This is a genomic window from Yoonia vestfoldensis DSM 16212 (assembly GCF_000382265.1).
Classification (GTDB): domain Bacteria; phylum Pseudomonadota; class Alphaproteobacteria; order Rhodobacterales; family Rhodobacteraceae; genus Yoonia; species Yoonia vestfoldensis.
The window spans coordinates 73305-95542 of the sequence record NZ_KB907982.1 but is presented as its reverse complement, the minus strand read 5'-3'; the positions used below and the strand labels follow the sequence as shown (position 1 = coordinate 95542).

Annotated in this window: 26 protein-coding genes; 13 read left to right on the top strand and 13 right to left on the bottom strand. The window is 60.5% G+C overall.

The window, feature by feature from the left end:
* Positions 1–57 precede the first annotated feature (57 nt).
* A complete protein-coding gene (locus H147_RS0111650; protein ID WP_019955551.1) occupies positions 58–1419 on the bottom strand; it encodes a FliI/YscN family ATPase in 1362 nt (453 codons plus the stop codon).
* An 85-nt stretch (positions 1420–1504) separates the two neighbouring features.
* Between H147_RS0111650 and H147_RS0111645 the strand changes: the two genes are divergently transcribed.
* The 9 genes from H147_RS0111645 to H147_RS0111605 are packed head-to-tail and all read left to right on the top strand — an operon-like array spanning position 1505 to position 6022.
* Positions 1505–1888 (top strand): FlgB family protein, encoded by a 384-nt coding sequence (locus tag H147_RS0111645; protein WP_019955550.1) that lies wholly within the window; start codon positions 1505–1507, stop codon positions 1886–1888.
* Positions 1889–1893: 5 nt separating this feature from the next.
* Positions 1894–2286, top strand: a complete 393-nt coding sequence (gene flgC, locus H147_RS0111640; protein ID WP_019955549.1) for a flagellar basal body rod protein FlgC — start codon at positions 1894–1896, stop codon at positions 2284–2286.
* An 11-nt stretch (positions 2287–2297) separates the two neighbouring features.
* On the top strand, positions 2298–2579 hold the full coding sequence (gene fliE, locus H147_RS0111635) for a flagellar hook-basal body complex protein FliE (RefSeq protein WP_019955548.1): 282 nt from the start codon (positions 2298–2300) through the stop codon (positions 2577–2579).
* Positions 2576–2845: a flagellar biosynthetic protein FliQ gene (locus tag H147_RS0111630; RefSeq protein ID WP_026352453.1), complete on the top strand. Its 270-nt coding sequence runs from the start codon at positions 2576–2578 to the stop codon at positions 2843–2845. Before fliE ends, H147_RS0111630 begins: the two co-directional genes overlap by 4 nt.
* Positions 2846–2847: 2 nt before the next feature.
* On the top strand, positions 2848–3564 hold the full coding sequence (locus H147_RS0111625; protein WP_019955546.1) for a flagellar hook-basal body complex protein: 717 nt from the start codon (positions 2848–2850) through the stop codon (positions 3562–3564).
* Between the two features lie 12 nt (positions 3565–3576).
* The gene (flgG, locus tag H147_RS0111620) at positions 3577–4362 is read left to right on the top strand and encodes a flagellar basal-body rod protein FlgG (protein ID WP_019955545.1); all 786 of its coding nucleotides are present in this window, start codon (positions 3577–3579) and stop codon (positions 4360–4362) included.
* A complete protein-coding gene (gene flgA / locus H147_RS0111615; protein WP_019955544.1) occupies positions 4359–4775 on the top strand; it encodes a flagellar basal body P-ring formation chaperone FlgA in 417 nt (138 codons plus the stop codon). Before flgG ends, flgA begins: the two co-directional genes overlap by 4 nt.
* 14 nt (positions 4776–4789) lie before the next feature.
* Positions 4790–5512, top strand: a complete 723-nt coding sequence (gene flgH / locus H147_RS0111610) for a flagellar basal body L-ring protein FlgH (protein WP_026352452.1) — start codon at positions 4790–4792, stop codon at positions 5510–5512.
* A gap of 9 nt (positions 5513–5521) precedes the next feature.
* Positions 5522–6022, top strand: coding sequence for a flagellar basal body-associated FliL family protein (locus H147_RS0111605; RefSeq protein WP_019955542.1), 501 nt, complete (start codon positions 5522–5524; stop codon positions 6020–6022).
* Here H147_RS0111605 and H147_RS19660 read toward each other — a convergent pair.
* The 9 genes from H147_RS19660 to H147_RS0111560 form a co-directional block, all read right to left on the bottom strand.
* On the bottom strand, positions 6010–6399 hold the full coding sequence (locus H147_RS19660; protein WP_019955541.1) for a hypothetical protein: 390 nt from the start codon (positions 6397–6399) through the stop codon (positions 6010–6012). The genes H147_RS0111605 and H147_RS19660 overlap by 13 nt on opposite strands.
* Positions 6396–7478 (bottom strand): EscU/YscU/HrcU family type III secretion system export apparatus switch protein, encoded by a 1083-nt coding sequence (locus H147_RS0111595; protein WP_019955540.1) that lies wholly within the window; start codon positions 7476–7478, stop codon positions 6396–6398. The genes H147_RS19660 and H147_RS0111595 overlap by 4 nt, the downstream gene beginning before the upstream one ends.
* On the bottom strand, positions 7475–8257 hold the full coding sequence (locus H147_RS0111590) for a flagellar biosynthetic protein FliR (RefSeq protein WP_019955539.1): 783 nt from the start codon (positions 8255–8257) through the stop codon (positions 7475–7477). Before H147_RS0111590 ends, H147_RS0111595 begins: the two co-directional genes overlap by 4 nt.
* Complete coding sequence (gene flhA, locus H147_RS0111585) at positions 8254–10284, bottom strand: flagellar biosynthesis protein FlhA (protein ID WP_019955538.1); 2031 nt, start codon at positions 10282–10284, stop codon at positions 8254–8256. Before flhA ends, H147_RS0111590 begins: the two co-directional genes overlap by 4 nt.
* Before the next feature lie 164 nt (positions 10285–10448).
* Positions 10449–12641 carry a hypothetical protein gene (locus H147_RS0111580; RefSeq protein WP_019955537.1) on the bottom strand — a complete coding sequence of 731 codons (2193 nt, stop codon included), beginning with the start codon at positions 12639–12641 and terminating at the stop codon, positions 10449–10451.
* Positions 12638–13507 carry a flagellar motor stator protein MotA gene (gene motA / locus H147_RS0111575; RefSeq protein WP_019955536.1) on the bottom strand — a complete coding sequence of 290 codons (870 nt, stop codon included), beginning with the start codon at positions 13505–13507 and terminating at the stop codon, positions 12638–12640. The genes H147_RS0111580 and motA overlap by 4 nt, the downstream gene beginning before the upstream one ends.
* Before the next feature lie 74 nt (positions 13508–13581).
* Positions 13582–14151 (bottom strand): MotE family protein, encoded by a 570-nt coding sequence (locus H147_RS0111570; RefSeq protein ID WP_019955535.1) that lies wholly within the window; start codon positions 14149–14151, stop codon positions 13582–13584.
* Complete coding sequence (locus H147_RS0111565) at positions 14148–14504, bottom strand: hypothetical protein (RefSeq protein WP_019955534.1); 357 nt, start codon at positions 14502–14504, stop codon at positions 14148–14150. The genes H147_RS0111570 and H147_RS0111565 overlap by 4 nt, the downstream gene beginning before the upstream one ends.
* A 15-nt stretch (positions 14505–14519) precedes the next feature.
* On the bottom strand, positions 14520–15005 hold the full coding sequence (locus tag H147_RS0111560; protein WP_019955533.1) for a flagellar basal body-associated FliL family protein: 486 nt from the start codon (positions 15003–15005) through the stop codon (positions 14520–14522).
* 119 nt (positions 15006–15124) lie between these two features.
* Between H147_RS0111560 and fliF the strand changes: the two genes are divergently transcribed.
* Genes fliF through fliP form a run of 4 tightly spaced genes read left to right on the top strand, consistent with a single transcriptional unit; the run spans position 15125 to position 18284 of the window.
* Positions 15125–16711, top strand: a complete 1587-nt coding sequence (gene fliF / locus H147_RS0111555) for a flagellar basal-body MS-ring/collar protein FliF (RefSeq protein ID WP_043699813.1) — start codon at positions 15125–15127, stop codon at positions 16709–16711.
* Positions 16711–17271, top strand: coding sequence for a FliH/SctL family protein (locus tag H147_RS0111550; protein WP_019955531.1), 561 nt, complete (start codon positions 16711–16713; stop codon positions 17269–17271). Before fliF ends, H147_RS0111550 begins: the two co-directional genes overlap by 1 nt.
* Positions 17264–17557: a FliM/FliN family flagellar motor switch protein gene (locus H147_RS0111545; RefSeq protein WP_019955530.1), complete on the top strand. Its 294-nt coding sequence runs from the start codon at positions 17264–17266 to the stop codon at positions 17555–17557. Before H147_RS0111550 ends, H147_RS0111545 begins: the two co-directional genes overlap by 8 nt.
* Before the next feature lies 1 nt (position 17558).
* Entirely contained in the window at positions 17559–18284 is a 726-nt protein-coding gene (gene fliP, locus H147_RS0111540; RefSeq protein WP_019955529.1) for a flagellar type III secretion system pore protein FliP, read from the top strand.
* A 374-nt stretch (positions 18285–18658) separates the two neighbouring features.
* On the opposite strand, the gene H147_RS0111535 is transcribed toward fliP, so the two are convergent.
* The 3 genes from H147_RS0111535 to flgK all read right to left on the bottom strand — a co-directional run bounded on the left by H147_RS0111535 (position 18659) and on the right by flgK (position 22220).
* Complete coding sequence (locus H147_RS0111535) at positions 18659–19765, bottom strand: flagellar basal body P-ring protein FlgI (protein WP_019955528.1); 1107 nt, start codon at positions 19763–19765, stop codon at positions 18659–18661.
* Complete coding sequence (locus H147_RS0111530; protein WP_245541137.1) at positions 19765–20547, bottom strand: flagellin; 783 nt, start codon at positions 20545–20547, stop codon at positions 19765–19767. The genes H147_RS0111535 and H147_RS0111530 overlap by 1 nt, the downstream gene beginning before the upstream one ends.
* Positions 20548–20771: 224 nt before the next feature.
* On the bottom strand, positions 20772–22220 hold the full coding sequence (flgK, locus tag H147_RS0111525; protein ID WP_019955526.1) for a flagellar hook-associated protein FlgK: 1449 nt from the start codon (positions 22218–22220) through the stop codon (positions 20772–20774).
* Between the last annotated feature and the right edge of the window lie 18 nt (positions 22221–22238).

The window sequence follows — 22238 nt, the reverse complement described above, 5'->3', positions numbered from 1 at the left end:
ACCAGGGCGGATCCACCCACCCAGGTTACGACACGTTGTCCGTCCGGATGGGCTAGATCAAGCACGCTTGCCGACGTCACCAAATGTTGTCTTCATTTCACCGCCATTGCCCGCCATCGCCTGGCGCAGTTTTGCGAAATGGGCCAGCGTTCCGCGGCCGTCCTTGATTGTAAGAAAACTGTCCAAGGCTGGATAGCAGGCAATTGCAGCATCAATCGATTTGTCCGAACCCGGTGCGTAAAGGCCTGCCTGGATCATCAGCGCCGATTTTTCATAGACCGCCAGATGTGACCGCGCCTGCGCAATCATGCTGTTTTCCTGGGGCGTTGCTGCCGCAGGCAAAGCACGGGACACCGACCGCAGCACATCAATAGCCGGAAAACGGCCACGTTCGGCAATTTCCCGATCCATCACGACATGCCCGTCAAGTACACCGCGCAACATATCGGCGACGGGTTCATCCATATCCGACCCCGCGACCAGAACCGAAAAGACAGCCGTGATGTCGCCCATGTCGCCGGCACCGGGACCCGCGCGTTCGCAAAGGCCCGCTATCGCGGCGCCGGTCGAAACAGGATAGCCGCGCAAATTGGCGGGTTCGCCTGCGGCGACCGCGACCTCACGATGGGCTTCGCAGAACCGCGTCACCGAATCGATGATCAGCAGAACCTGTTTGCCGGCATCGCGAAAATGCTCTGCCAATGTCATCGCGGCCCATGCGCAGCGACGCCGGACCTGCGGGGCGCGGTCCGACGTGGCCGCCACAATAACCGATTTCGCCATGCCTTCGGAGCCGAGTACGTCATCGACAAAATGCCGCAATTCGCGCCCCCGTTCACCAACCAGCCCGATCACGATGACATCCGCCGAATTGCCGCGCACCAGATCGCCCAAAAGCGTGGATTTGCCAACGCCAGACCCGGCGAACAGGCCGATCCGCTGGCCCTGAACGATAGGCAAGAGCGTGTTGAAAACCGCGAGATCCGTTTCCAGACGGACACCCAAGCCCCGGCGATGATGCGGTGCAGGCGGCGCGGATCGCAACGACCGCGGCAGCGGCCCCGGCAGCAAGCTGCGCGCATCCAGCGGGTTGCCGTCCGGGTCGATCACGCGCCCGATCCAGCTATCATCCGGCGCGAAAGCCACCGGAGGATCAATGATCACGCGGTCACCGATCGACACGCCATCGACCGCGCCATCGGCCAGCACATGCGCGGATCCAAGATCAAGCCGCACGATTTCCCCCGACAGATTGATTGGTCGTGCGAGAATGCGGACACGATCGCCGATCTGAACATGCGACGGCAGGGCGCCGATCTGGACAGTCCCACCCGCGACACCACAAACACGGCCACCGGCATGGACCGGATCAAGCCGGCCGACCGCATTGCGGACCTGATCAAGCAGATAATGTGACATGAAGGCTTCCTTTGGATGAACTGCACACCTGTTCTTAAGGAATCGCCCTTAATCAATGATTGAAACCAGCAGAGGAGAATCCTCGATGTATCAATCACTGGAGCTGTTCCAGACCGCCGGCGCGATGGCCCGTCATGCAGGGGCACGTCAGGCCGTTGTCACGCGCAATATCGCGAATGCCGACACGCCGGGTTACCATGCGCAAGAGATCGCCCCGTTCCGCGACGTGTATGGCAGTAATCCCGCACCGACCTTGCGCCAAACACGGCCCGGGCATCAGGCTCCTGACGTTACGCCAATAGCCGCCCGCCCTGTCGCGGGACGCAGCGAACCATCCCCGAACGGCAACAACGTGTCACTGGAAGACGAAATGTTGGCGTCGGTTGCGGTCGCGCGTGAACACAGCCGCGCGCTCGCCATCTATCGGCATGGCATGACGATTCTGCGCACAACGCTTGGTCGGGGGTGACGCGCATGAACGATTTCTCAGATGCCATGTCCGTTGCGACCAGCGGCATGAAAGCCCAAGCAAACCGTTTACGGCATGTGTCCGAAAACATCGCGAACACCGATACACCCGGTTTTCGTCGCAAGATCGTTTCGTTCGAGGAACAGGTCACCCAAGGGCAGCGCACCGGATCGGTGACAACGGGCCCCATGCGCCTGGACCAGACCGACCTCGCGCGGATCTACGATCCGGCACATCCGTTGGCCGACGGTAGCGGCTATTACCAAGGGTCCAATGTCAACCTGCTGCTGGAAATCGCCGACGCACGAGAGGCGCAGCGCAGCTATGAAGCCAACCTCAAGATGTTCGATCAGGTCAGGCAGATGTCCTCGGCCTTGATGGACCTTCTTCGGAAATAAGGAGATTCAGAATGGAACTCAGCGCACTTGTTGCCCAGAATTACGCCGCCAGCAAATCCGCAATGGCGCCGGATCCAGGGTCATCGGGCGCGGCTTTCGCAAGCGTTGCGCAGGATTTCATGGCCACATTGCGGGCCGGCGAAACCATCGCAATGCAGTCCATGACCAGCGGGGCCGACCCACATGCCCTTGTGCAGGCCTTGGCCCAGACCGAATTGGCGGTGCAGACGGCAGTGACGGTCCGTGACCGCGTGGTCGAGGCGTATCAGGAAATCCTGCGGATGCCGGTATAATGTCAGAGGCATTGTTTTACGACACCCTGCGTCAGGGACTTTGGGTCGCCTTCGTGATCTCTATCCCCATTCTGACCGTCGCTTTGGCGGCCGGGCTGGTTGTTGGCCTGTTCCAGGCGCTGACATCGGTGCAGGAAATGACGCTGACCTTCGTCCCGAAACTGGCCGCGATCATCGGGATTTTCTGGATCACCATGGCGTTCATGTCCGAGACCCTTGTCGACCTGTTCAAGAATACGCTCATCCCGATCATTGCCGGAGGCTAGGCATGGACAATGCGACGTATACAACGCTGACCCGGCAATCTGGTCTTTTGCAGGAAATGCAGGTCATTGCGAACAATATCGCCAATGCCTCGACCACCGGGTACCGCGCAGAGGGCATCCTGTTTTCGGAATACATCACGGCGCTGGGTCCCGGTAACGAATCGCTGTCGATGGCGACAGCGCGGGTTCGGGATACTGTCATGACCCAAGGAAGCCTTGCGCAGACAGGCGGCACCTTTGATCTTGCGATCGAAGGGGATGGGTTTTTCCTGATCGAGACACCGCAAGGGCAGCGCCTGACGCGGTCCGGCGTCTTTGGCCCGAATGAGCTTGGCGATCTGGTTACCGCGGACGGATATCAGGTGCTTGATGCAGGGGGCGCACCGGTTTTCGTGCCTGTCGGTGCGGGGCCCATCGGGATCGGCGCGGATGGCACGATCAGCGCCGATGGGGCGCCCATCGGGCAGATCGGTCTGTTCACGCCCGCGGATCCCAACCAGATGATCCGCGAAAGCGGGACTCTGTTCGATCCCCGTGGCGGGATCGACGCCGCACCGGATGGGCGCATCCTGCAAGGGTTTCTGGAAAGCGCGAACGTCAATCCGATCCAGCAGATCAGCCGCATGATCGAAGTCCAGCGCGCCTATGAGCTGGGTCAAAGCTTTCTGGAAAAAGAACATGACCGCATTCGTAGCGTGATCGAAGCGATCCGGTCGTAAAGGAGAAAAGACATGCGTGCCTTGAAAATTGCCGCTGCGGGCATGACGGCCCAGCAAATGCGGGTCGAGGTGATTTCCAACAACCTCGCCAACATGAACACGACGGGCTACAACGCCCGCCGCGCGGAATTCGCCGATCTGCATTATCAGCAACTTGTCCGGCCTGGCACGATCAACGCCTCGGACGGAACCGCCGTGCCGACCGGCGTGCAGCTTGGCCTTGGCGTCCGGGCAAGCGCGGTGACCGTGATGCTAAGTCAAGGCGCCCTCGGCGCGACCGGCGGCGATCTGGACCTTGCCATCGAAGGTGACGGGTATCTTGAGGTGACGTTGCCGAACGGTCAGGCCGCCTTTACCAGGGATGGCGGGCTGAAGTTGACCGGCGATGGCCTGATCGTCACATCCGACGGCTACCCCGTTGTGCCCGACATCACGGTTCCCCGCGACACGCGGTCGGTTGCGATCAACGCCGAAGGCGAGGTCTACGGCTTTTTCGACGACCAGATCGAACCCCAATTGTTGGGGCAATTCACGCTGGCCGGCTTTACCAACCCAAAAGGATTGGAGGCGATCGGATCGAACCTGTTTCTTGAAACCCCGGCATCCGGTCCGTCCGCGGTGGGCACCCCCGGCGAGGATGGGTTGGGCGCGCTACGACAGGGCTATCTTGAAAACAGCTCCGTCGATCCGGTGCGTGAAATCACCGATCTGATCGAGGCGCAGCGGGGCTACGAACTCAACTCCAAGGTGATATCCGCCGCCGACCAGATGCTCGGGTCCATGGTCCAACTGCGATGAGGCCGTACATCCTGATCATGGCGCTGATTTCGGGGCCAGCAACGGCCGAGACGTTGCTGGCCGCGCGCACCATTCCCGCCCAATCCATTATCACCGCCGAGGATCTGGTGGCCTCCAACCAGGTCATCCCCGGAAGCGTGTCAGACCCAACAAGCATCATTGGCATGGAAACCCGCGTCGCGCTTTATGCCGGACGCCCGATCCGTCAGGGTGATGTCGGTTTTCCCGCAGTCGTGGAACGCAACCAGATCATCATCCTGACCTATCAACACGACGGATTGTCAATTTCGACCGATGGCCGCGCGCTTGGCCGGGGCGGGCCGGGCGACCTGATCCGCGTCATGAACCTGACCTCGCGCGCGACGGTCACTGCGCGGATCGGCCTCGATGGTGCGGGATATGTGTCGCAATGATGAAAGGACATCGTATGCGCCCTGCTTTTGTGTTGCTTGTGTGCCTTGCTGGGTGCAGCACCACGCCGATCGGTGCGCCGCCGCCTTTCACACCGCAGCAGTTCAACTCGGAACGCGATGCGATGATCAATCCGGGCATGCCCGAGATCGTGTCGACCACCCAGCTCGGTCCGTCACCGCAGGCATCCTTGTGGACCGGAGAGCGCGGATCATTGCTGGGCGACAACCGGGCCCGCCAGCGCGGCGACATCATGACCGTCGTGATCGAGATCGACGACAGCGCATCGATCACCAATACCTCCAACCGGTCCCGGTCGGCGTCGCAGCAGGCAGGCGTGCCGCAACTTTTGGGCATCCCACAGCGACTTGGGCCGCGTTTGCCGGACGGCGCCACGTTCGGGTCGCTTGTGGATCTGAATTCGCAAAGCAACGCAACCGGCAACGGGACCGTGCGCCGCAACGAACAATTGACCCTGCGCGTCGCCGTGACCGTGACGGATGTGCTGCCCAATGGCGTCCTGGCCATCGTCGGACAACAAGAGGTTCGCGTAAATTACGAATTGCGCGAATTGATCGTCACCGGTTTTGTCAGGCCAGCGGACATCAGCCGCCAGAACGAGATCACCTATGACAAGATCGCCTCGGCGCGGATTTCATATGGCGGTCGCGGCCAGATCACCGACATGCAGCAACCCAGATACGGCCAGCAGACACTTGAAAGATTGCTACCGTTTTAAGGAGACACCATGAAAGCCATTCTTATTCCGGCGATCCTGACCCTCGTCGGTACCGGGGCTGGTATCGGCGCCGGCCTGATGTTGCAGCCCGATGAAAAGGACCTTGCCCTGCAGGAAACAGGGCCTTGCGGTGACATTTCGGAAGGCCACGCCGCCACCGCAGCGGCCGAACCGGACATCGGACCGGCACGCGAATATGCCCGGTTGAACAACCAGTTCGTCATTCCGGTCGTAGAGAATGGCCGCGTCGCGGCGATGGTGGTCTTGTCGCTGAACCTTGAGGTCGTTCCAGGCAGTATCGCGAACGTCTTTGCGGCCGAACCGAAACTCCGCGACGGGCTTTTGCAGGACATGTTCGACCATGCCAATATCGGCGGGTTTTCCGGTAACTTCACCGAAGGCACCAATATGCGGGCTTTGCGGAACGAATTGCTACAGACAGCCCGCAGCGTGATCGGCGATGACGTCACCGATGTGCTGATCATGGATATCGTCCGTCAGGATTCGTAGTCTGTGGCGCGCCGCATCAGCCGCATACGGTCCTTCCGCACCTGGTCGGCCAGTGCGCGGGCGGCTTGATCCCGACCGAACAGGCCACGCAAGCGCCGCTGGCTGTTGTCGATCAGCGCCATGACTTGTGCCAGCTCGGCATTGATCGCGGCACGGCGCTGATCCACCCAACGCTGCCACCGCAAATCTGCCCCTGCGACCAGCGCCGGGTCATGCAAGGGCCGCGGATCACGGGTCTTTTGCCCCGACAAAGCAATCAGGTTCTGGCGCAAATCCGCTTCTTTGGCCTTGAGCGCGGCCAAATCGGCCTGCGCCGCCCGCAGCGCAAGATCTGTGAGATTTTGCAGGTCGGTGATCCTGCCAAGACGTCGGGTCACCGCTTACGCGCCTTCTGACGGATAGCCTCGGCAAATCGGATCGCGGCAGCAACCGCTTGATAATGATCGGGTGCGATTTCCTGGCCGATTGCGACAGCGGCATGCAGTGCCCGCGCGGTCGGCGGGTCGGAATGGACGGGTACTGCATGCTCGTGCGCCAATTCCCTGATCCGCGCGGCGATTTCGTCCACACCTTTTGCCACACAGACCGGCGCGGAGGCTGCCTGTCGATCCCATCGCAGGGCGACAGCATAATGGGTCGGATTCACGATGACGACGTCGGCTTGGGGGACATCCGCCAGCATTTTGTTCATCGCGATTTCCTGACCCCGCATGCGGCGCTGCTGCTTCATCATCGGATCGCCTTCGGATTGCTTGAGCTCATCCATCATTTCCTTGCGGCTCATCCTGTTCTTGCGCAGGTGTTCGCCCGCCTGCCACAGATAGTCGATTCCCCCCATCAGCAGCGCGACAACACAGACGATCCCGACCAGCAGAACCACCATGTCGCCCAACGTCGCCATGACCAAGGCAGACGGCAAATGGACCGATCCGATGATCACGTCGATCTGCGCATAGAGAAACGCACCCATGATCACCGTGTAGATGATCAGCTTGACCATGCTCTTGAAAAACTCGAACAACCCCAGACGCCCGAACTTGTTCTTGATGCCGGCCAAAGGCGAAATTCGACTAAGCTTGGGCGCGATCTTGGACGGGGTAAAAACCAGTGCGCGCTGCGCAACGACCATCAGCAACGCCAGCACCGCGGGCACCGCGAACCACGGCAACACGGGGGCCGCTGCCGACCAGATGATGCCCCCGATGATCGCTGTACCTGATCCGTCAAAGACCAATGCCGCGGTTTCCGTGGATTGTTCCAGCATAACGAGCATCGAATCGCCCAGCGCCACAAGCGTGACCTGACCGATCGACAGGCAGACCAGAAAGAAACCGCCGTACCCCGCAGCTGCCGTCAGATCGACGGATTTTGCAAATTCGCCTTTGGCACGGGCGTCGTCCAGTTTTTTCTGGCTTGGTTCGAACGGTTTGTCAGCGCCTTCTTCATCATCGCTCATCGGGGGGTCCCAAACGGGTTGCTCATGAAATCTGTGAACGCCAGGATCCAGACGCTCAGCATCAAGGGCGCGGCCAGAAGCAGCAACAGCAATCCGCCAGCGGTCAAGGCGGGCGCACCGACGAAAGACACCATCAGTTGCGGCATCGCGCGGTTGATCACGCCAAGCACGACATTATAGATCAATGATGCAATCAAGAACGGCGCGGCCAGTGAAAAGCCAAGGCTGAACGTGCGGGCGACCTGCTCTACCCCGGTTTGCGCGACAAGCCGCGGGTCCAACCCGGTGCCGAATGGGACCAGCATATAACTGTGGATCATATAGGCCGCCGCCTGAACATGCAGACCCGACAATGCCGCAAGGGCGGTACCCGCCACGACAAGCATGTGCCCGATGGCAGGTTGCGGGTCGACACCTGCGGTGCCCCCGAAAATCTGGGATAACGACGTGGCCTGTGCAGCGATCGAGCCCGCGATTTGCAAGACCAGAATAAAAAAACGCAAAAACAAACCAAAAAAAAGCCCGGTCAGGACTTCAGGTGCCAGCAAGATCACCGCAGCAGGCATCGTCGCAGGCAAAGATCCGATACCCTCGCTGACCGCCGGTGCTACAATCAAGGTAAACATGATCCCCAACACCAGACGCACCCTGATCGGAACCGGCTGATCACCAAACGCGGGCAACACCGCCATCATCGCCCCGACCCGGATGAAAACGGCAAAGCCCGCCCAAAGATAGGCCTGCGAAAACGGGACCAGCGGTAGCAGTTCCGCGATCATGCAGGCACCAGGCCCACAAGCGCCGGACGTGCATCTATCCCGATTTCCTCAAAGGACAAAACAGGGTTCATGATGCCCTTCGCCGTCATCACTGTCCGCAGAAACCGCCGCCGCCGCATGGTCGTGACCACTGCGGCATAGGCCCCGGCACTGGCCGCCTGCCCCAGCTTTTCGGCCAAGCCGTCGGCAAGTTCGTTGAACCGTTCCGGTGGCAGGGCCACGTCCCCGGCGGCGCGGTCAGACCGGATTTCGAAGCTGGTGAACGTGTCCTCCCATTCCGGGGCGAGCTGGATCAGCGGGATTGTTCCATCGGGGCGGCGCAGCGCAGCGACAAGCTGAAAACCAAGCCGCTGGCGCACATGTTCCGTCACGCCGTCAACCGACGGATACATCTGCCGCCCTTCTGCCGTCGCCTCGATGATCAGGGGCAGGTTACGAATTGACACCCGTTCTTCCAGAAGAAGGCGCAAGACGGACAACAACACATCAACGGGCACTTTGTCGGGTATCAGCTCGTCAAGCATCTTGCGGTTGGCATCGCCGCGCGCCCTGTCGGTCAGGTTGACCATTTCGTCCAACCGCCGGCGCAGGGCCTTGAACGTCAACAATCGGGGAAAGTTCCGTTTCACGATTTCGAGCAGGTGCGTTGCCAGTACTTCGGTCGGTTGCACTGTCGTCAGATTGTTCAGTGCCGCGATGTCTTGTCGGCTGGGGTCAATCCAACGGGCAGGCGCGCCATAGACAGGCTCCTTCACGGTCGTGCCCGGCATGTCGGGGCCGTCCGTGTCGTTGAGCAACGCCAGAATCAGACCGGGACGCAAGACGTCGCGCACCTGTTCAACACCTTGAATCTTGATCACATAGCATCCCGGCGGCAAAGCGGCGTTGTCGGTCAGCCGGATTTCGGGCAGGAGCACGCCAAAGCTGGTCGCGACATGATTGCGCATATTGACGATCCGGGCATCAAGGCCAGTACCCGGATCAAGCACCATATTCACGAGATCTGGCGCGAATTCGACATGGATATCGTCCAGATCCAGCATATCGCCGATGGATTCCTGTATCGTCGCCTGTTCTTTCGTCGGTGCGTGCCCGTCTGCTTGGGCCGATTTTCTTTGTGCCGCCGAGGCCAGCGCATAGGCGCAGCCGCCGAGGACCAGGCCACCAGTAATGAACGGAACGAACGGCAAGCCCGGCACCAGGGCGAAAAGGACCATCAGGACAGCCACAGTCGCAAGAGCCGCAGGATGGCGGCCCAATTGCGCCACCAGCGCGAGATCCGTCGCGCCGGTTGCACCGCCGCGCGCAAGCAAAAGCGCCGAGGCAATTGAAATGACGACGGCCGGAATCTGCGATACCAGACCGTCGCCGACCGTCAGGATTGCATAGGTTTCGAAGGCAAGCCCAAGCGGCATGTCATGGACCGTGATGCCGATGATCAGCCCCATCACCAGGTTCAGGGCTGTGATCAGCAGACCGGCGATCGCATCGCCTTTTACAAACTTGGACGCACCATCGAGAGAGCCGAAAAAAGTTGTTTCTGCCTGTTCACGTTCCCGCCGCGCTTTTGCCTCCTGGTGATCAATGGCCCCTGCCGACATATCGCTGTCGATGGCCAGCTGCTTTCCGGGCATGGCATCCAACGCAAACCGTGCACCCACTTCGGCCATCCGGGTTGCCCCCTTGTTGATGACGACGAAGTTCACGATCAGCAGCACGCAAAACACGACAAGCCCCAACAGCACATTGCCGCCCATCACGAACATGGCGAAGCCTTCGATCACCTCGCCGGCGGCATCGGTGCCGGTATGTCCTTCGCCGATAATGAGCTTGGTTGATGACACGTTCAACGACAACCGCAGCATCAAGGACGCCAGCAGGATTGTCGGGAATGCGGAAAAATCCAATGGGCGGTCTATGAAAAGGGTCACAGTGAATATCAGGATCGCCAGCGCGAATGATGCGGCAAGACCGATATCAAGCACCCACGCGGGCATCGGCAGGATCATCATCACGATGATCGCCATCAAGGCCAGAGCCAGCAGGATAGTCGGCTGAAAAATGTCACGCAGCGTCAGACCAAGCAAACTGGTGTTCCTTTTTGGATGTCGCGGCGGTGACTGTGCGAGCAGCCACCCGTCCTTCTGTCCAGACTGACCGGAAATGGTTACCAAACGATGAGGCCAGAGCGTCAGAAATCGTCCGGCGGCATGAACCTGTCCAGCAGGCCATCAAGCAGAATGCGGGATTGGGCCGCGTCATCAAGCAACGCGCGACCGCTTGCAAGCGGTGCCTGATCATCAAAGGCCAGACCATCGGTATTCAGCACGGCCGCGACGGTATCTCGGATCAGTGGGTCATCGGCGTCCGCGAGACCGGCCCAGTTCCCACTTCGCCAATCGGATCTGATATCGTCGGTGACCGTACGGGGCGACGTCGGCGTCGCATTGCCCGCCCGTACGGACCGTGCCACCGCGCGCAGGTCGCTTGCGCGATCCGTTGCATCGTCGCGCAGGACGCGCAGCGCCGCGTCTGGATCATTCAGGTCAAGCAAAGCAGCGGCGCGCAGATATCTCGCGTTTCCCTGCTGCTGTTCCGCCGTGGCCGGTCCGAGCACGCGCAAGGCCTGGTCGGGAAATCCCAATGACAGCAGGCGCTGCGCCACATCTTCGCGCAATCCCAACGCCTCCTCAGGCAGATGCCTTGCAAAAATGTAGGCCAGGAATTCCGCGTCCGGCATCCGTGCGACGGCTGCCAGATCAATGTCCATCTGCAAATCGGCAAATCGGGCCGCGTCCAACGTTGGCTTTATTTCATCAAGAAGAAGGATCGTATCAGCGAACACATCTGCGGCAAGATAGGCACCGATCTGCGCGGCGGCGATGTCCTCGGCGAGCGGCGTCGCGGCATGTTCGAAACGCAATGCATCCGCAGTGATCATATCGGCGTCGGGTACAGGGACTTTTTGGCGGGCGGATTCAACCAGAAACCTGATCATCGCCTCTGCCGTGATCCTGGGGTCTGTTCGGGCAAGCATGGTCAATGTCTCAAGCTCCGCTAGATCATCGCCAAGACGCGCCGCAAGGGTCGCGGCCACAAGAATTGTGTCGATCTCGTCGGGTGCGTCGCGGCGCGCCATGCGCAGCGCCTGATCTGCCGCGTCGTCGTCGCCGATTGCCGCAAAGCGTTCGGCAAGCCGGGGTCCAAGATGGCGTTGCAGAAACGGCGGCACATCCTTGAACGCGCGCAGGATAGCGGCACGGTCACCAGTGGTCCCGACCCCACCCACCGGGGTTGCGAGAAAGGCCCAGAGCGCAATATCCGACGAACATGATAATTGCAGGCTGACATCCGGGAAGCTGATGGGATCGTCGTCGATGATCTGCGCAAGCAGGCGCAGATAGGTGCGCTCCATCGACCCCGCCCCGTCAAGCTCAAGGGTCTGGATCGCTTCGCGACCAAAGCCGAAATGCAGATACAGACGCGCCAGACCAAGTATGACATCGGGGTCCAGGCGGTCGAATTCCTGCACCAAAGCAGACCTTTTGGCGGCGATCTGATCACCGAAAGACCGATCATCGGCCCACGCGGCCAGATCGACCATGGAATTCGGAACGCAGGCCGTCCCGTCTGCGGCCACAGGCGGCGGTTCATCCGCTGGCAAGGCTGCTCGGTCGATGCCGGTAGTCACCGAAATGCCAGGCAAAGGCAGGTCAGGGGCGACCTGCGGCGGTCTGACCGGGGCAGCCGCATTCCTGATGATATCAGGCTCCAGCACACCCGTCGTCAATCCGCGACCCAAACTTTCGATAACGAGCCTCTCAAGCGCGTCGAGTTCATCTGTCACGTCTGAGGCGATCGGTTGAACAGGCGCCACCGGGGCCAGCAAGGGAAGCGCGACAGGCAGCGCGGGTTCCGCGGACTGATCATCAGGGAAAACGATAGGCAACAACCCAGGACCAGACAAAGACGGCCGTGAAGATGCCGTTTCGCCGTCGATGAATTGTTCGAACGGCGACGCGGGGTCTGCGGGGCCATCTGCGATATCGATGACGAGAAAGCGGGGGGAAATGAAAAACACATCGGCCCGGCATATGCAGGAGACGGCAAGCCGCAGTTCACCCGATGCGGCATCCTGCGACACCGCCGTGATCCGCGTTTTCGGGATGAGGTCGAAAAAACGTCGCAGATCGTATCCCTCGGTCACCGGCAACCGCAGCACATAGCCATCCGCGCTCCGACCAAAACCCCATTCCGCCTCGGCGGGCAACCGGACCACGACCCGTGAAAAGTCGGCATGTTCGCCGGTCTGAACAGCGACCGGCTGCGCAACAACAGCCAGAGGCAGCAAGGCAACCAGCACGGTAAGGATGAGATACCTCATGCGGCGTCCTGCTTGGTGGCTTTCAGGGCGTCTTCCATTTCGGCAAAGCTGGGGCGGTAGTGGCTCGGCATGTTCTGGCGCCCCACTTCGACGCAGATGTTGGGCGCATGGGCGTACAGGTTGGCGATCAGAACTTCGCGGATCAATTGGTGAAAATGCGCATCATCTTCAACGACAACCCTGACCTTGTTCGAAAAAGGTCCGACAAAACCATAGGCCAGAAAGACGCCAAGGAACGTGCCCACGAGGGCACCACCAATCAGCTTGCCCAAGACTTCGGGGGGCTGGTCGATCGACGCCATCGTCTTGATCACGCCCAGGACCGCCGCGACAATTCCCAGGGCCGGCAATCCGTCCGCGACCGTCTGCAGGGCGTGCGAGGAATGCAGCTTGTGGTGCAATGTCGCCTCGATCCTTTTTTCCAAGATTTCCTCGACCTGATGCGGATCGTCATAATTCATCGACGCCGACCGCAGCGTGTCGCAGATCAGCGCGATAGCTTCGCGGTCACCAAGGATCTTGGGATATTTGCCGAAAATCGCCGAGGTTTCAGGTGCTTCGATATGACCTTCCAGCGCGACGGGATTCGTGCGCGCGACGCGAATCAACTCGAACAGCAGACACAGCAGATCGCGATAATCGTCCGCATTCCATTTGGGACCTTTGAAGACCTTACCCAGATCCTTGATCGTCGCCTTGACCGTGGATTTGTCATTCGCGATAGCGAAAGCGCCGACCGCTGCACCCAGAATCATCAGCATTTCGAATGGCAGCGCCTTGAGGATGATGCCCATCTTGCCGCCAGCCAGCAGATAGCCTCCAAAAACCGTTGCAAATACAACGACGATGCCGATCAGACCAATCATGACGCCCCTGTCCTTTGAATAAATGCAATGGCAACCACAGATCTAAAGCCCAAGTGTTAATGTTCCCTCACCGTCTATTCGGTGGGCGCGTTCGCATTCCGCCCAGCCAGCACGACGCTGAAGGAATAGGCGACCGCCGGAGGCAGTTCAGCCATGATCAAAGCAGAAGCTTCCGGCCGCATCATACCCAGAAATCCCGCTGCGAACGGGGGCGGCATTTCGACAAACAGGGCGGCTGCATCCTTTGGTTTCATGTTTTCATAGACCGCGCGCAGCAGGTCAAGATCGGTGGCGGATGCAGTTTCCGCGCGGGCAATCGTGGCGCTCAGCGATTCTTCAGCCTGCCGCATCGCCTGCATCTTTTCGGCAATCTCGATCTCTGCGACACGGAGAGCCTGGAGCCGGTCGCGCAACTGGCCTTCCCGTTCGACAAGACGCGCCTCGCGTGCCTGAAAGGCCGCCAAAAGGTCGGCGGATTGCATAGTCGGCCCGGTATCCGCGAGAATCGGGGCGGGCTGTTCAAGTTCCTGCGCAAATGCGGGATCGATATGCGCACCGGCGCGAAAGATGGCTGACAGCATCAGAAGCCCGGCGAGGACATGCAATGTCCCGCGATTGCGGCGACGCAGGGTAGATGCCGTCATTGTGGGGCCCGTCCAACCGTATCGCGCCGGGCAAACACCGGGGTCTGGGCGGGTGCCTGGCGAGCAGGTTCAGGCAGATCGTGCATCGACGCGACCAGCAATTCGAGCCTTTGCGCGGCTGCCTCTGCCCGCTGGCTGACTTCGGCCAGTGTTTCCACAGATCCTTTGGCGGTGGCCTGCGCGCGGTTCAGCGTCTTGGTCAAGTCGTCGACCTGCGCCGACAATACCGCGACCGCCCCACCCACGCCTTGTTCAAGATCGGTGAACCTGCGCAGCCGGCGCGCTAGCACAAGACAATAGAACCCTGCACCGAACGCCCCCGAAACGAGCAGCATGTCTGAGATCAAATCCATGCGTCTTATCCTTCTTCAGCTGAGAACGAATTCCATGATCAGCAGGTCGCTGATCCGGCCATCACCAGCCACGACCTGGACCCGACGCAGCATCTGGCTGCGCATCCGCGCCAGTGCTGCGGGATTTTCCAGTTCGGCCAGCGCGACCGCACGCAAATATCCATTCAACACATCAACGATGCGCGGTTTGATCGCCTCGACCTCCGCGACGTAGGCATGCGGAACCTCGAGCTGGGCCGAAAACCGCAGATGATCGCGCCCGTTGGTGGCAGGTAATGAGATGACCAGCGGATCCAGCGCAACAAAGGCGACGTCCAGGGGGGCCATCGTCGACTCGGCATGATTCGGCGTGTGTTCCGCCCCTGCACCGCCAGCCAGCAGCCCGGATTGCACAACGAAGAATCCGCCACCGCCACCCACCAAAGCCAAGGCCAGCCCGATGAACAAAGGCTTTTTGCTGCCTTTGCGGGGCTCAGGGGCGGGATCGGCTGCAGCGGTCATGGGTGTTCCTCTCGGGCTTTTTCAAAAAACGTCATAGCCCAAGAAGCCCTAACCGATTGTTAAGGCTCATCGGTCAAACAAGGGCATCGGCAGAATGCCCCTCAGGTTGGAGAACCACTTTGCGCAGTTTAGGCTCGGTCTGGTCAGCACTCGACAGTTCACGGCGCATCCTTGTGATCGCGGCAAGCGTCGCGGTGTTCGTCGCGGTCCTGTTCATCGCCCGCGGGGCGGGCTCGCAGGACATGGGGTTGCTATACGGTGGGCTAGAAGCGCGCGCCGCTGGCGATGTGATTGCCGCACTCGACCAGCGCGGGGTGATGTACGAAGTACGCGGGACCAATATCTATGTTCCGACTGCGCTGCGGGACAGTTTGCGCATGGGTCTGGCAGGCGAAGGTCTGCCTGCAACCGGCAGCCAAGGATATGAACTGCTTGATCAGCTGTCGGGGTTCAGCACCACATCGCAGATGTTCGACGCGGCATACTGGCGCGCAAAAGAGGGCGAACTCGCACGTACGATCCTTGCCAATCCGAACATTCGGGCGGCACGTGTGCATATCTCGACACCGTCGAACCGCCCGTTTGACCGCGACCAGACCGCAACCGCAGCAGTCACCGTCACGACCAGCGGCGGTACGCTCGCTGCGTCACATATCCGCGCGTTGCAGTTTCTTGTCGGCGCGGCGGTACCGGGGCTTGCGCCTGAAAGGGTGGCTGTGATCGACGACAATGGCGGGCTTTTGTCCGAAAGCGATGGGCAGGACAGCATGCCGGCAAGCGAGGACCGGGCTGCGGCCTTGCGGTTGCGGGCAGAACGTTTGCTTGCCGCGCGCGTCGGCATCGGCAATGCGGTCGTCGAAGTCGCGATCGACACGGTCACCGAAACGGAATCGATCACCGAACGACTTGTCGACCCAGACAGCCGCATCGCCATCAGCACCGACATCACCGAAAGCAGCGGCGCATCCACCGACAGCCGCAACGGCGGTGTGACCGTCGCCTCGAATCTGCCTGACGGCGATGCCTCTGGCGGCAACGGGGCGTCCAGCAACGAAAACAGCGAGAGCCGGACGCTGACCAATTACGAGGTGTCGGAAACCCAACGCCAGTTGCTCCGCGAACCCGGCGCGATCCGTCGCCTCACGGTGGCCGTGTTGATCAATGACCTGACGACGACAGCGGCCGACGGCACGGTCACCACTGCGGCGCGCAGCCCGGAAGAACTCGCGTCGCTGCAAGAACTTGTCGCGTCTGCCGTCGGGCTGGACGCGGGGCGCGGTGACGTCATCACGCTGAAATCGATGCGTTTCGATCCGATCGCACCGTTGGGAACAGCGGCAGAGGCCGGGGTCGCGGGCCTGCCGCTGGACCTGATGCAACTGATCCAGATCGGCGTGCTTGCAGTGGTGGCCTTGATCCTAGGCCTGTTTGTCGTGCGGCCCATCCTTGCGCCATCACGGTTGCTGCCGCCACCGCGGGACGTCAACCTCATCGAAGGCACCAGCGAACCCGGCCCGTCGATGGCGATGGCGATGGCTGTCAATGACGACAACATGGCCGATTTCATGACCGGTAGCTTTGATATGGCCGAAACCACCGACGATCCGGTAACGCGCCTACGGAGGATGATCGCCGACCGTCAGCCAGAAACGATCCAGATTCTGCAGGATTGGATCGAAGATCCGGCGCCAGCAGGGCGTAGCTGATGCGCGGTTCGTTCAGCCTCGAATCCTTTGACATGACCAAGGTCGCTGATCCCGGGCCAAGTCAGGACTATCACGATGGCTATGCCGCAGGATTTGAGGCCGCCACAGATGCCGCCAATGCCGACGCAGACCGGCTCAGCCAGGATCTTGTCCAGTCATTGACTGACATGACCTTCACCTACCGAGAGGCGCAGCGCGATGTGATGGAATCATACGGCAGCTTGGTCACGGCTCTTGTCGATTTTGTTCTGCCGCAATGCGTCAAACTGGGGATTACCCAACAAATCGCTGATCTTGTCATGGCCCGCCACGCTGCCGATCAGGGCGATGCGATCATTGTTCATGTCCACCCCGCGCAACTGCGCCCCGTCCGGGAGGCGACGGCCGCAATCGGCGCGCGTGTCAGCGTTGTGGCCGATGCGACACTGACGCCCCATGCCGCCTGGATCGGACAGGCAGCCGGTGACACCTATCTCGATATGGATCGCTGCCTGGCCGATATCGCGCAGATTCTTTCCTCTTTGCAGCATCAAAATCATAGGATTAGCGAAAATGGATGAAACCCACCCTGCCCATCGGTTAGGAGCGGACGATCACCCCCTCAACCGGATCCCGATTGAAATCTCCGTGTCGGTTGGAAAGGCGCGGCCTTTGGTCAAGGATCTGCTTTGCCTTGCGGAAAATGCCGTGCTTGCGCTCGACAAACGGATCGACGACCCTGTCGAACTCTACATCGGAGACCGGCTGATCGCACGAGGCGAGCTTCAGGAACTCGAAGGCGGTGAGCCCGGTCAATTGGCCGTGCGTCTGACCGAAGTGGCGAACGATGCCGGCGATCTGGGTTAAGATGCGCGGGTTCTGGCTGGCTGCCCTGCTGATCCTCGCGGCAAGTGCCCCGGTGGGCGCTCAGGATTTCGCGATCACCTTGGGGGATGACGGGTCACTGGCGACCCGATCAGTGCAATTGCTGGTCCTGATCACGGTCCTCAGCCTCGTACCGGGCATCGCGATCATGGTCACTTGCTTTCCTTTCATCGTGACGGTCTTCGCGATTCTGCGCCAGGCGATAGGACTGCAACAATCGCCCCCGAATATGCTGCTCGTCAGTCTGGCTTTGTTTCTGACCTATTTCGTCATGGAACCAGTCTTTGTCGAAGCCTGGGCTGGCGGCATCGCGCCACTGATGAACGACGACATGCCGCTGGACGAGGCATTTCTGCGAACAATGGACCCGCTACAGCGGTTCATGGCGGCGCGGATCGAACCCGATACGTTTGCCACGCTGGCCGCGTTGCGTCCGGACATTGATGCTGCGGTATCGCCGATTGACGCACCGCTGTCAGTTCTGATTCCATCGTTCCTGCTCAGTGAAATGGAACGCGCTTTTCAGGTCGGTTTCCTCATCTTCATTCCATTTCTGATCATCGATCTTGTCGTCGCTGCGGTCCTGATGTCGATGGGCATGATGATGGTACCGCCCGCCATCGTGTCGCTACCTTTCAAGCTCGCCTTCTTCGTTGTCGCGGACGGTTGGGGCCTGATTGCATCCAGCCTCGTGCGCAGCTACGGCTGACCAAGGATCGACGCAGGCCGTGGCATCCGGCGCATGCCACCCCCCCACCGCCCTCCAGCGCACCGGACATCAGGACATCAGGACATCAGGACAAGCCCGGTGGGGCGGGCCTTCGGGCCTGCAAGGTCAACTTTCGGTCGGGGCAACTGGCAAAAGCCGATGTCCAGCCACCATTTCCAATCTTGTGCCCGCAAGTTGCATTGGGGATCCGGGCTGTCACAACCCACACAGGCTCACCCTTGCTGGACAAGGCTTTGTCGCGGCACTTGTCATTTACTCAATAGACCGTCGGAGTGTTACGAAACCACGGAAGAACCTGCGCTGGCTTCAGCCTGATCTGGGACGACACATGTAGCGGCTGCGCGGCGCAGGGGCTAGCGCACGATGAATTCCGCGTGCAAGGCACCGCTTGCCTTGATGCTTTTCAGAATGTCGATCATGTCACGTGGCGCGACGCCAAGTGCATTCAACCCGGCGACGACCTCGCTCAACGATGTACCCCCGGAAACTTCCGCAAGTCCGATCCCTGGCTCTTGTTGCAGGTCAACCTCCGTGCGGGGCACAATGACGGTCTCTCCGGCGGCGAATGGGTTGGGCTGCACAACCAGAGGTGATTCCTGTATGCGTAGGGTCAGGTTACCTTGACTCACGGCGACACGGCTGATCCTCACATCTTCGCCCATGACGATGGTCCCCGAGCGTTGGTCGACAACGACGCGGGCGCGCCGTTCCGGTTCCACCATGATATTCTCAATCCGGCCAAGAACATGGGCGGGCGACGACATGCGCGTCGCTGCGATGTTCAGTTCTACGGTCCCGGCATCCGTCATCAAGGCGACATGCCCACCAAAATGATGGTTAATCGCTTGTTCGATGCGACCCGCTGTGGTGAAATCCGGCGTCCGCAGGGCAAGGCGCAATCGCGTCAACCCGGTGAAATCAAAAGCGACCTCTTTCTCGATCGTGGCACCGGACGGAATAACGCCAGAGGTTGGCACACCCGCGATCACGGCAGCCCCATCGCCCGTTGCTGATGCGCCACCTGCGATGATCGTACCTTGCGCGACAGCATAGATGTCGCCGTCGGCCGCGTTCAGCGGCGTCATGATCAGGGTGCCCCCCAGCAAGCTGTTTGCATCACCAATAGCGGATACGGTTACATCCATCGGACTTCCGGCCCGTGCGAACGGAGGAAGACTGGCGGTTACAAGCACCGCCGCAACATTCTTTGGCCGAAACTGTTCACCGGAGACATTCACGCCGAGCCGTTCCAACGTGTTGCTGAGAATTTCTTCTGTAAAAGGAGCATTGCGGAGGCCGTCGCCCGTGCCGTTCAGCCCTACGACAAGCCCATAGCCGACCAAGTCATTGGACCTGACGCCGTCAAATTCAACCAAGTCCTTGATCCTGATCGGCGATGCCCACAGCAACTGCGGCAGGATCGCCCACGCAAGAACAACGCACAAAGACAGCGCCCGCATCAGATGAACCTCAGCAAGCTGAGTTGCGACAATCGTCCTACAACGCTGTAGTGGGTTTCAAGTTGCAGTTGCACGCTTTGCAGGCGCGTCGCCGTATCGAATGGATCAACCGAGATCAGGTCATTGACTGCCATCTGTAAACCTGTTTCCTGCGCCGTCATCTCGGTCTGCGTCTCCGCAAGGACAGCTTGCGCAGACCCGATCCTCGATTGCATCGCCACAATCTGCGAGGCGGCCTCGAAAAGGAGCGCCCCTGACGTTTGAACGAGGCGGAGTTTCGCCTCGCCACCCAGCCCGGGCAAATCCGCGGCAACGGCGGCTAACGCGACCGCCTTGAGCGTCTCCCTGATCGCTGGATCATCGGCACGTGCGGACACGTCGATACGCTGATCCTCGGAGACCTGCCGCTTCAGAGTGGCGCCATTGTCCCCCATGTAGCCGGTAGTCGCAAAACCACCGGCCGGGTCGTCGAACCATGCGGTCACCGCTGCGCTGATTCCCGCGACCGACCGGTCTGCGCCGATGGCGGCCTGCAGGTCCGCCAAGATCGCGTCAGCGGCCAAGAGCGGCGTCGCGTCGACCGCTCGACCGCTCAATAAGGCCCGGTCAGCCAGACGTGTGTTCAGCGCGCTGACAATCGTGTCGAATGCGCCCTTCGCCAATCGCGCAGAATCGTCTACCTGTGCAGAGGTGCTGCTGTCACTGACCAAAAGCAGCTGACCTGCCAGTTCCGACCGCGCGGAATTAACCCGATTCAAAACCGTCTGGATGCCATCCAGCATTTGCCCTGTCTCACGCCCGACAAGACGAAACCCCTCAATCTGTGCCAGCTTGTGCGTTATTCCGGTGAACCGGGCCGTTTCGCCGTTCAGATGGCGCGGAATGTCGGCGACGCGACCGGAGGACAGGCTGTTCGACAGTCGCGACAGATCAGATTTGATCGCCCCTCCGGCACGCTGTGACAAGAATTGTTGCGCCATATCACCTACACTTGTCACAGGCATGGTCAGATCTCCATCAGGCGTTGCATCATCAGGTTGACGGTCTCGATGACTCTGGCATTTGCGGCATAAGCTTGTTCGACGCGCAAAAGCACTTGCAGTTCAAAGTCAGTGTCGACCCCGTTAGCGAGTTCCGCTGCGCGCAAATTGTCCCACTTCGCTGCCGAGAAGCTGACGGCTTCCTCGGCAGCCAGCCGTCGCATACCGATGTCGGCGGTAAAGTCGGCAATCCGCCCCGCGGCGGACCGCGTGGCGATACCGGGCACATCGGACCTTGGGGTGGTCAGGGCGGTCAGCCATTGATCCAGTTGAGCGCTGTTGCCAATGGGACCTGGCAGAGCGGCGTACAAGCCATCCCGCAAAAGGGTCGGATCGCCACCTTTGGTCGGATCGATCGAGGTCGCCACGACAATTCGTCCGGCAAGGCCGGTCAGATCAGCCAGATCCAGAACGCCACCTTCGTCGGTCAGAAGGCCCGGCAATCCGCTCACAATCGTCGCGTCATTCGCCGAATTCTGAAAACGCGCGATAAGATCAGCGGCGATCTGATCCAGGCCCATCTGGGTTTCGACCAATGTCACGTCGCGCATAGTGAAGGCTGCGCCAAGTGAGCCGCCACCAAGACGTCCGACCCCCGTCACCGGATCAAGCGGTACGTTGTCCAGTGTCACGCCGGACAGCGCCCCCGACGCAAGGGTCATGTCAGCGGCGATCGTCGGTGTTCGGGCAAAGCCGAACTGGACCGGACGGCCGTCCAGAAGTGTAGTGCCATTTGTCGTCATCAAGGCAATCGTGCCGTTGTCGCGCATCGATTCCCGCAGCGGAACTATCGTCGCGATGTCGTCGACGATCTGTTGGCGCGCATCTACAAGGCCCGATGTATCGTTCCCAGAAGCCTTAATTCGCAGAATATCCTTATTCAGTTCCGCGACATCGCGCAGACCCCGGTTAAGCCTGTCAATATCGCTTGCAATCGCTGCATCCGCCTCTTGGCGAAGAGATTGGGTGCTGCGGGTCTGGGCCTGCAATGTCGTCGCCACGTCTGAAAGGCGCGAAACTGCCGCTGTCAGACGTGTCGTCGACGAAGGGTCACTGCTGGCGCTGATGAGGGCCCGCTCGAAAGCGGCGTAGCGCGCAGCCAGACCTGTCACGCCATCGGCACCGCCAAAGCTGCTTTCCAAGCGAACGAGTGCATTTGCGCTTCGCTGTTCGCCAGTCAGGGCTGCATCGGCAAGCCGCCGGTCCGCCAACAGACCCGGGTCGGAGAAACGGGTGATCCCATCAATCCGGACGCCACCGCCCTTGCCGCCGACCTGTGCAGCCGACAGGCTGACATCACGCCGCCCGTACCCTTCCGTAAGCGCGTTTGACAGGTTCGACGACACAACCTCGGCCAGCCGCGACGACGCGGTCAGGCCTGTTACTGCATTGTTGAGGGCGCTTGAAATGCTCATGCCGAAGAATCCTGAAGG

Bases quoted from the DNA above. Each gene is read 5' to 3' on its own strand.
- H147_RS0111650 (WP_019955551.1), bottom strand. From the start codon at position 1,419: ATGTCACATTATCTGCTTGATCAGGTCCGCAATGCGGTCGGCCGGCTT.
- H147_RS0111645 (WP_019955550.1), top strand. From the start codon at position 1,505: ATGTATCAATCACTGGAGCTGTTCCAGACCGCCGGCGCGATGGCCCGT.
- flgC (WP_019955549.1), top strand. From the start codon at position 1,894: ATGAACGATTTCTCAGATGCCATGTCCGTTGCGACCAGCGGCATGAAA.
- fliE (WP_019955548.1), top strand. From the start codon at position 2,298: ATGGAACTCAGCGCACTTGTTGCCCAGAATTACGCCGCCAGCAAATCC.
- H147_RS0111625 (WP_019955546.1), top strand. From the start codon at position 2,848: ATGGACAATGCGACGTATACAACGCTGACCCGGCAATCTGGTCTTTTG.
- flgG (WP_019955545.1), top strand. From the start codon at position 3,577: ATGCGTGCCTTGAAAATTGCCGCTGCGGGCATGACGGCCCAGCAAATG.
- flgA (WP_019955544.1), top strand. From the start codon at position 4,359: ATGAGGCCGTACATCCTGATCATGGCGCTGATTTCGGGGCCAGCAACG.
- flgH (WP_026352452.1), top strand. From the start codon at position 4,790: ATGCGCCCTGCTTTTGTGTTGCTTGTGTGCCTTGCTGGGTGCAGCACC.
- H147_RS0111605 (WP_019955542.1), top strand. From the start codon at position 5,522: ATGAAAGCCATTCTTATTCCGGCGATCCTGACCCTCGTCGGTACCGGG.
- H147_RS0111595 (WP_019955540.1), bottom strand. From the start codon at position 7,478: ATGAGCGATGATGAAGAAGGCGCTGACAAACCGTTCGAACCAAGCCAG.
- H147_RS0111590 (WP_019955539.1), bottom strand. From the start codon at position 8,257: ATGATCGCGGAACTGCTACCGCTGGTCCCGTTTTCGCAGGCCTATCTT.
- flhA (WP_019955538.1), bottom strand. From the start codon at position 10,284: ATGGCGATCATCGTGATGATGATCCTGCCGATGCCCGCGTGGGTGCTT.
- H147_RS0111580 (WP_019955537.1), bottom strand. From the start codon at position 12,641: ATGAGGTATCTCATCCTTACCGTGCTGGTTGCCTTGCTGCCTCTGGCT.
- motA (WP_019955536.1), bottom strand. From the start codon at position 13,507: ATGATTGGTCTGATCGGCATCGTCGTTGTATTTGCAACGGTTTTTGGA.
- H147_RS0111570 (WP_019955535.1), bottom strand. From the start codon at position 14,151: ATGACGGCATCTACCCTGCGTCGCCGCAATCGCGGGACATTGCATGTC.
- H147_RS0111565 (WP_019955534.1), bottom strand. From the start codon at position 14,504: ATGGATTTGATCTCAGACATGCTGCTCGTTTCGGGGGCGTTCGGTGCA.
- H147_RS0111560 (WP_019955533.1), bottom strand. From the start codon at position 15,005: ATGACCGCTGCAGCCGATCCCGCCCCTGAGCCCCGCAAAGGCAGCAAA.
- H147_RS0111550 (WP_019955531.1), top strand. From the start codon at position 16,711: ATGCGCGGTTCGTTCAGCCTCGAATCCTTTGACATGACCAAGGTCGCT.
- H147_RS0111545 (WP_019955530.1), top strand. From the start codon at position 17,264: ATGGATGAAACCCACCCTGCCCATCGGTTAGGAGCGGACGATCACCCC.
- fliP (WP_019955529.1), top strand. From the start codon at position 17,559: ATGCGCGGGTTCTGGCTGGCTGCCCTGCTGATCCTCGCGGCAAGTGCC.
- H147_RS0111535 (WP_019955528.1), bottom strand. From the start codon at position 19,765: ATGCGGGCGCTGTCTTTGTGCGTTGTTCTTGCGTGGGCGATCCTGCCG.
- H147_RS0111530 (WP_245541137.1), bottom strand. From the start codon at position 20,547: ATGCTGGATGGCATCCAGACGGTTTTGAATCGGGTTAATTCCGCGCGG.
- flgK (WP_019955526.1), bottom strand. From the start codon at position 22,220: ATGAGCATTTCAAGCGCCCTCAACAATGCAGTAACAGGCCTGACCGCG.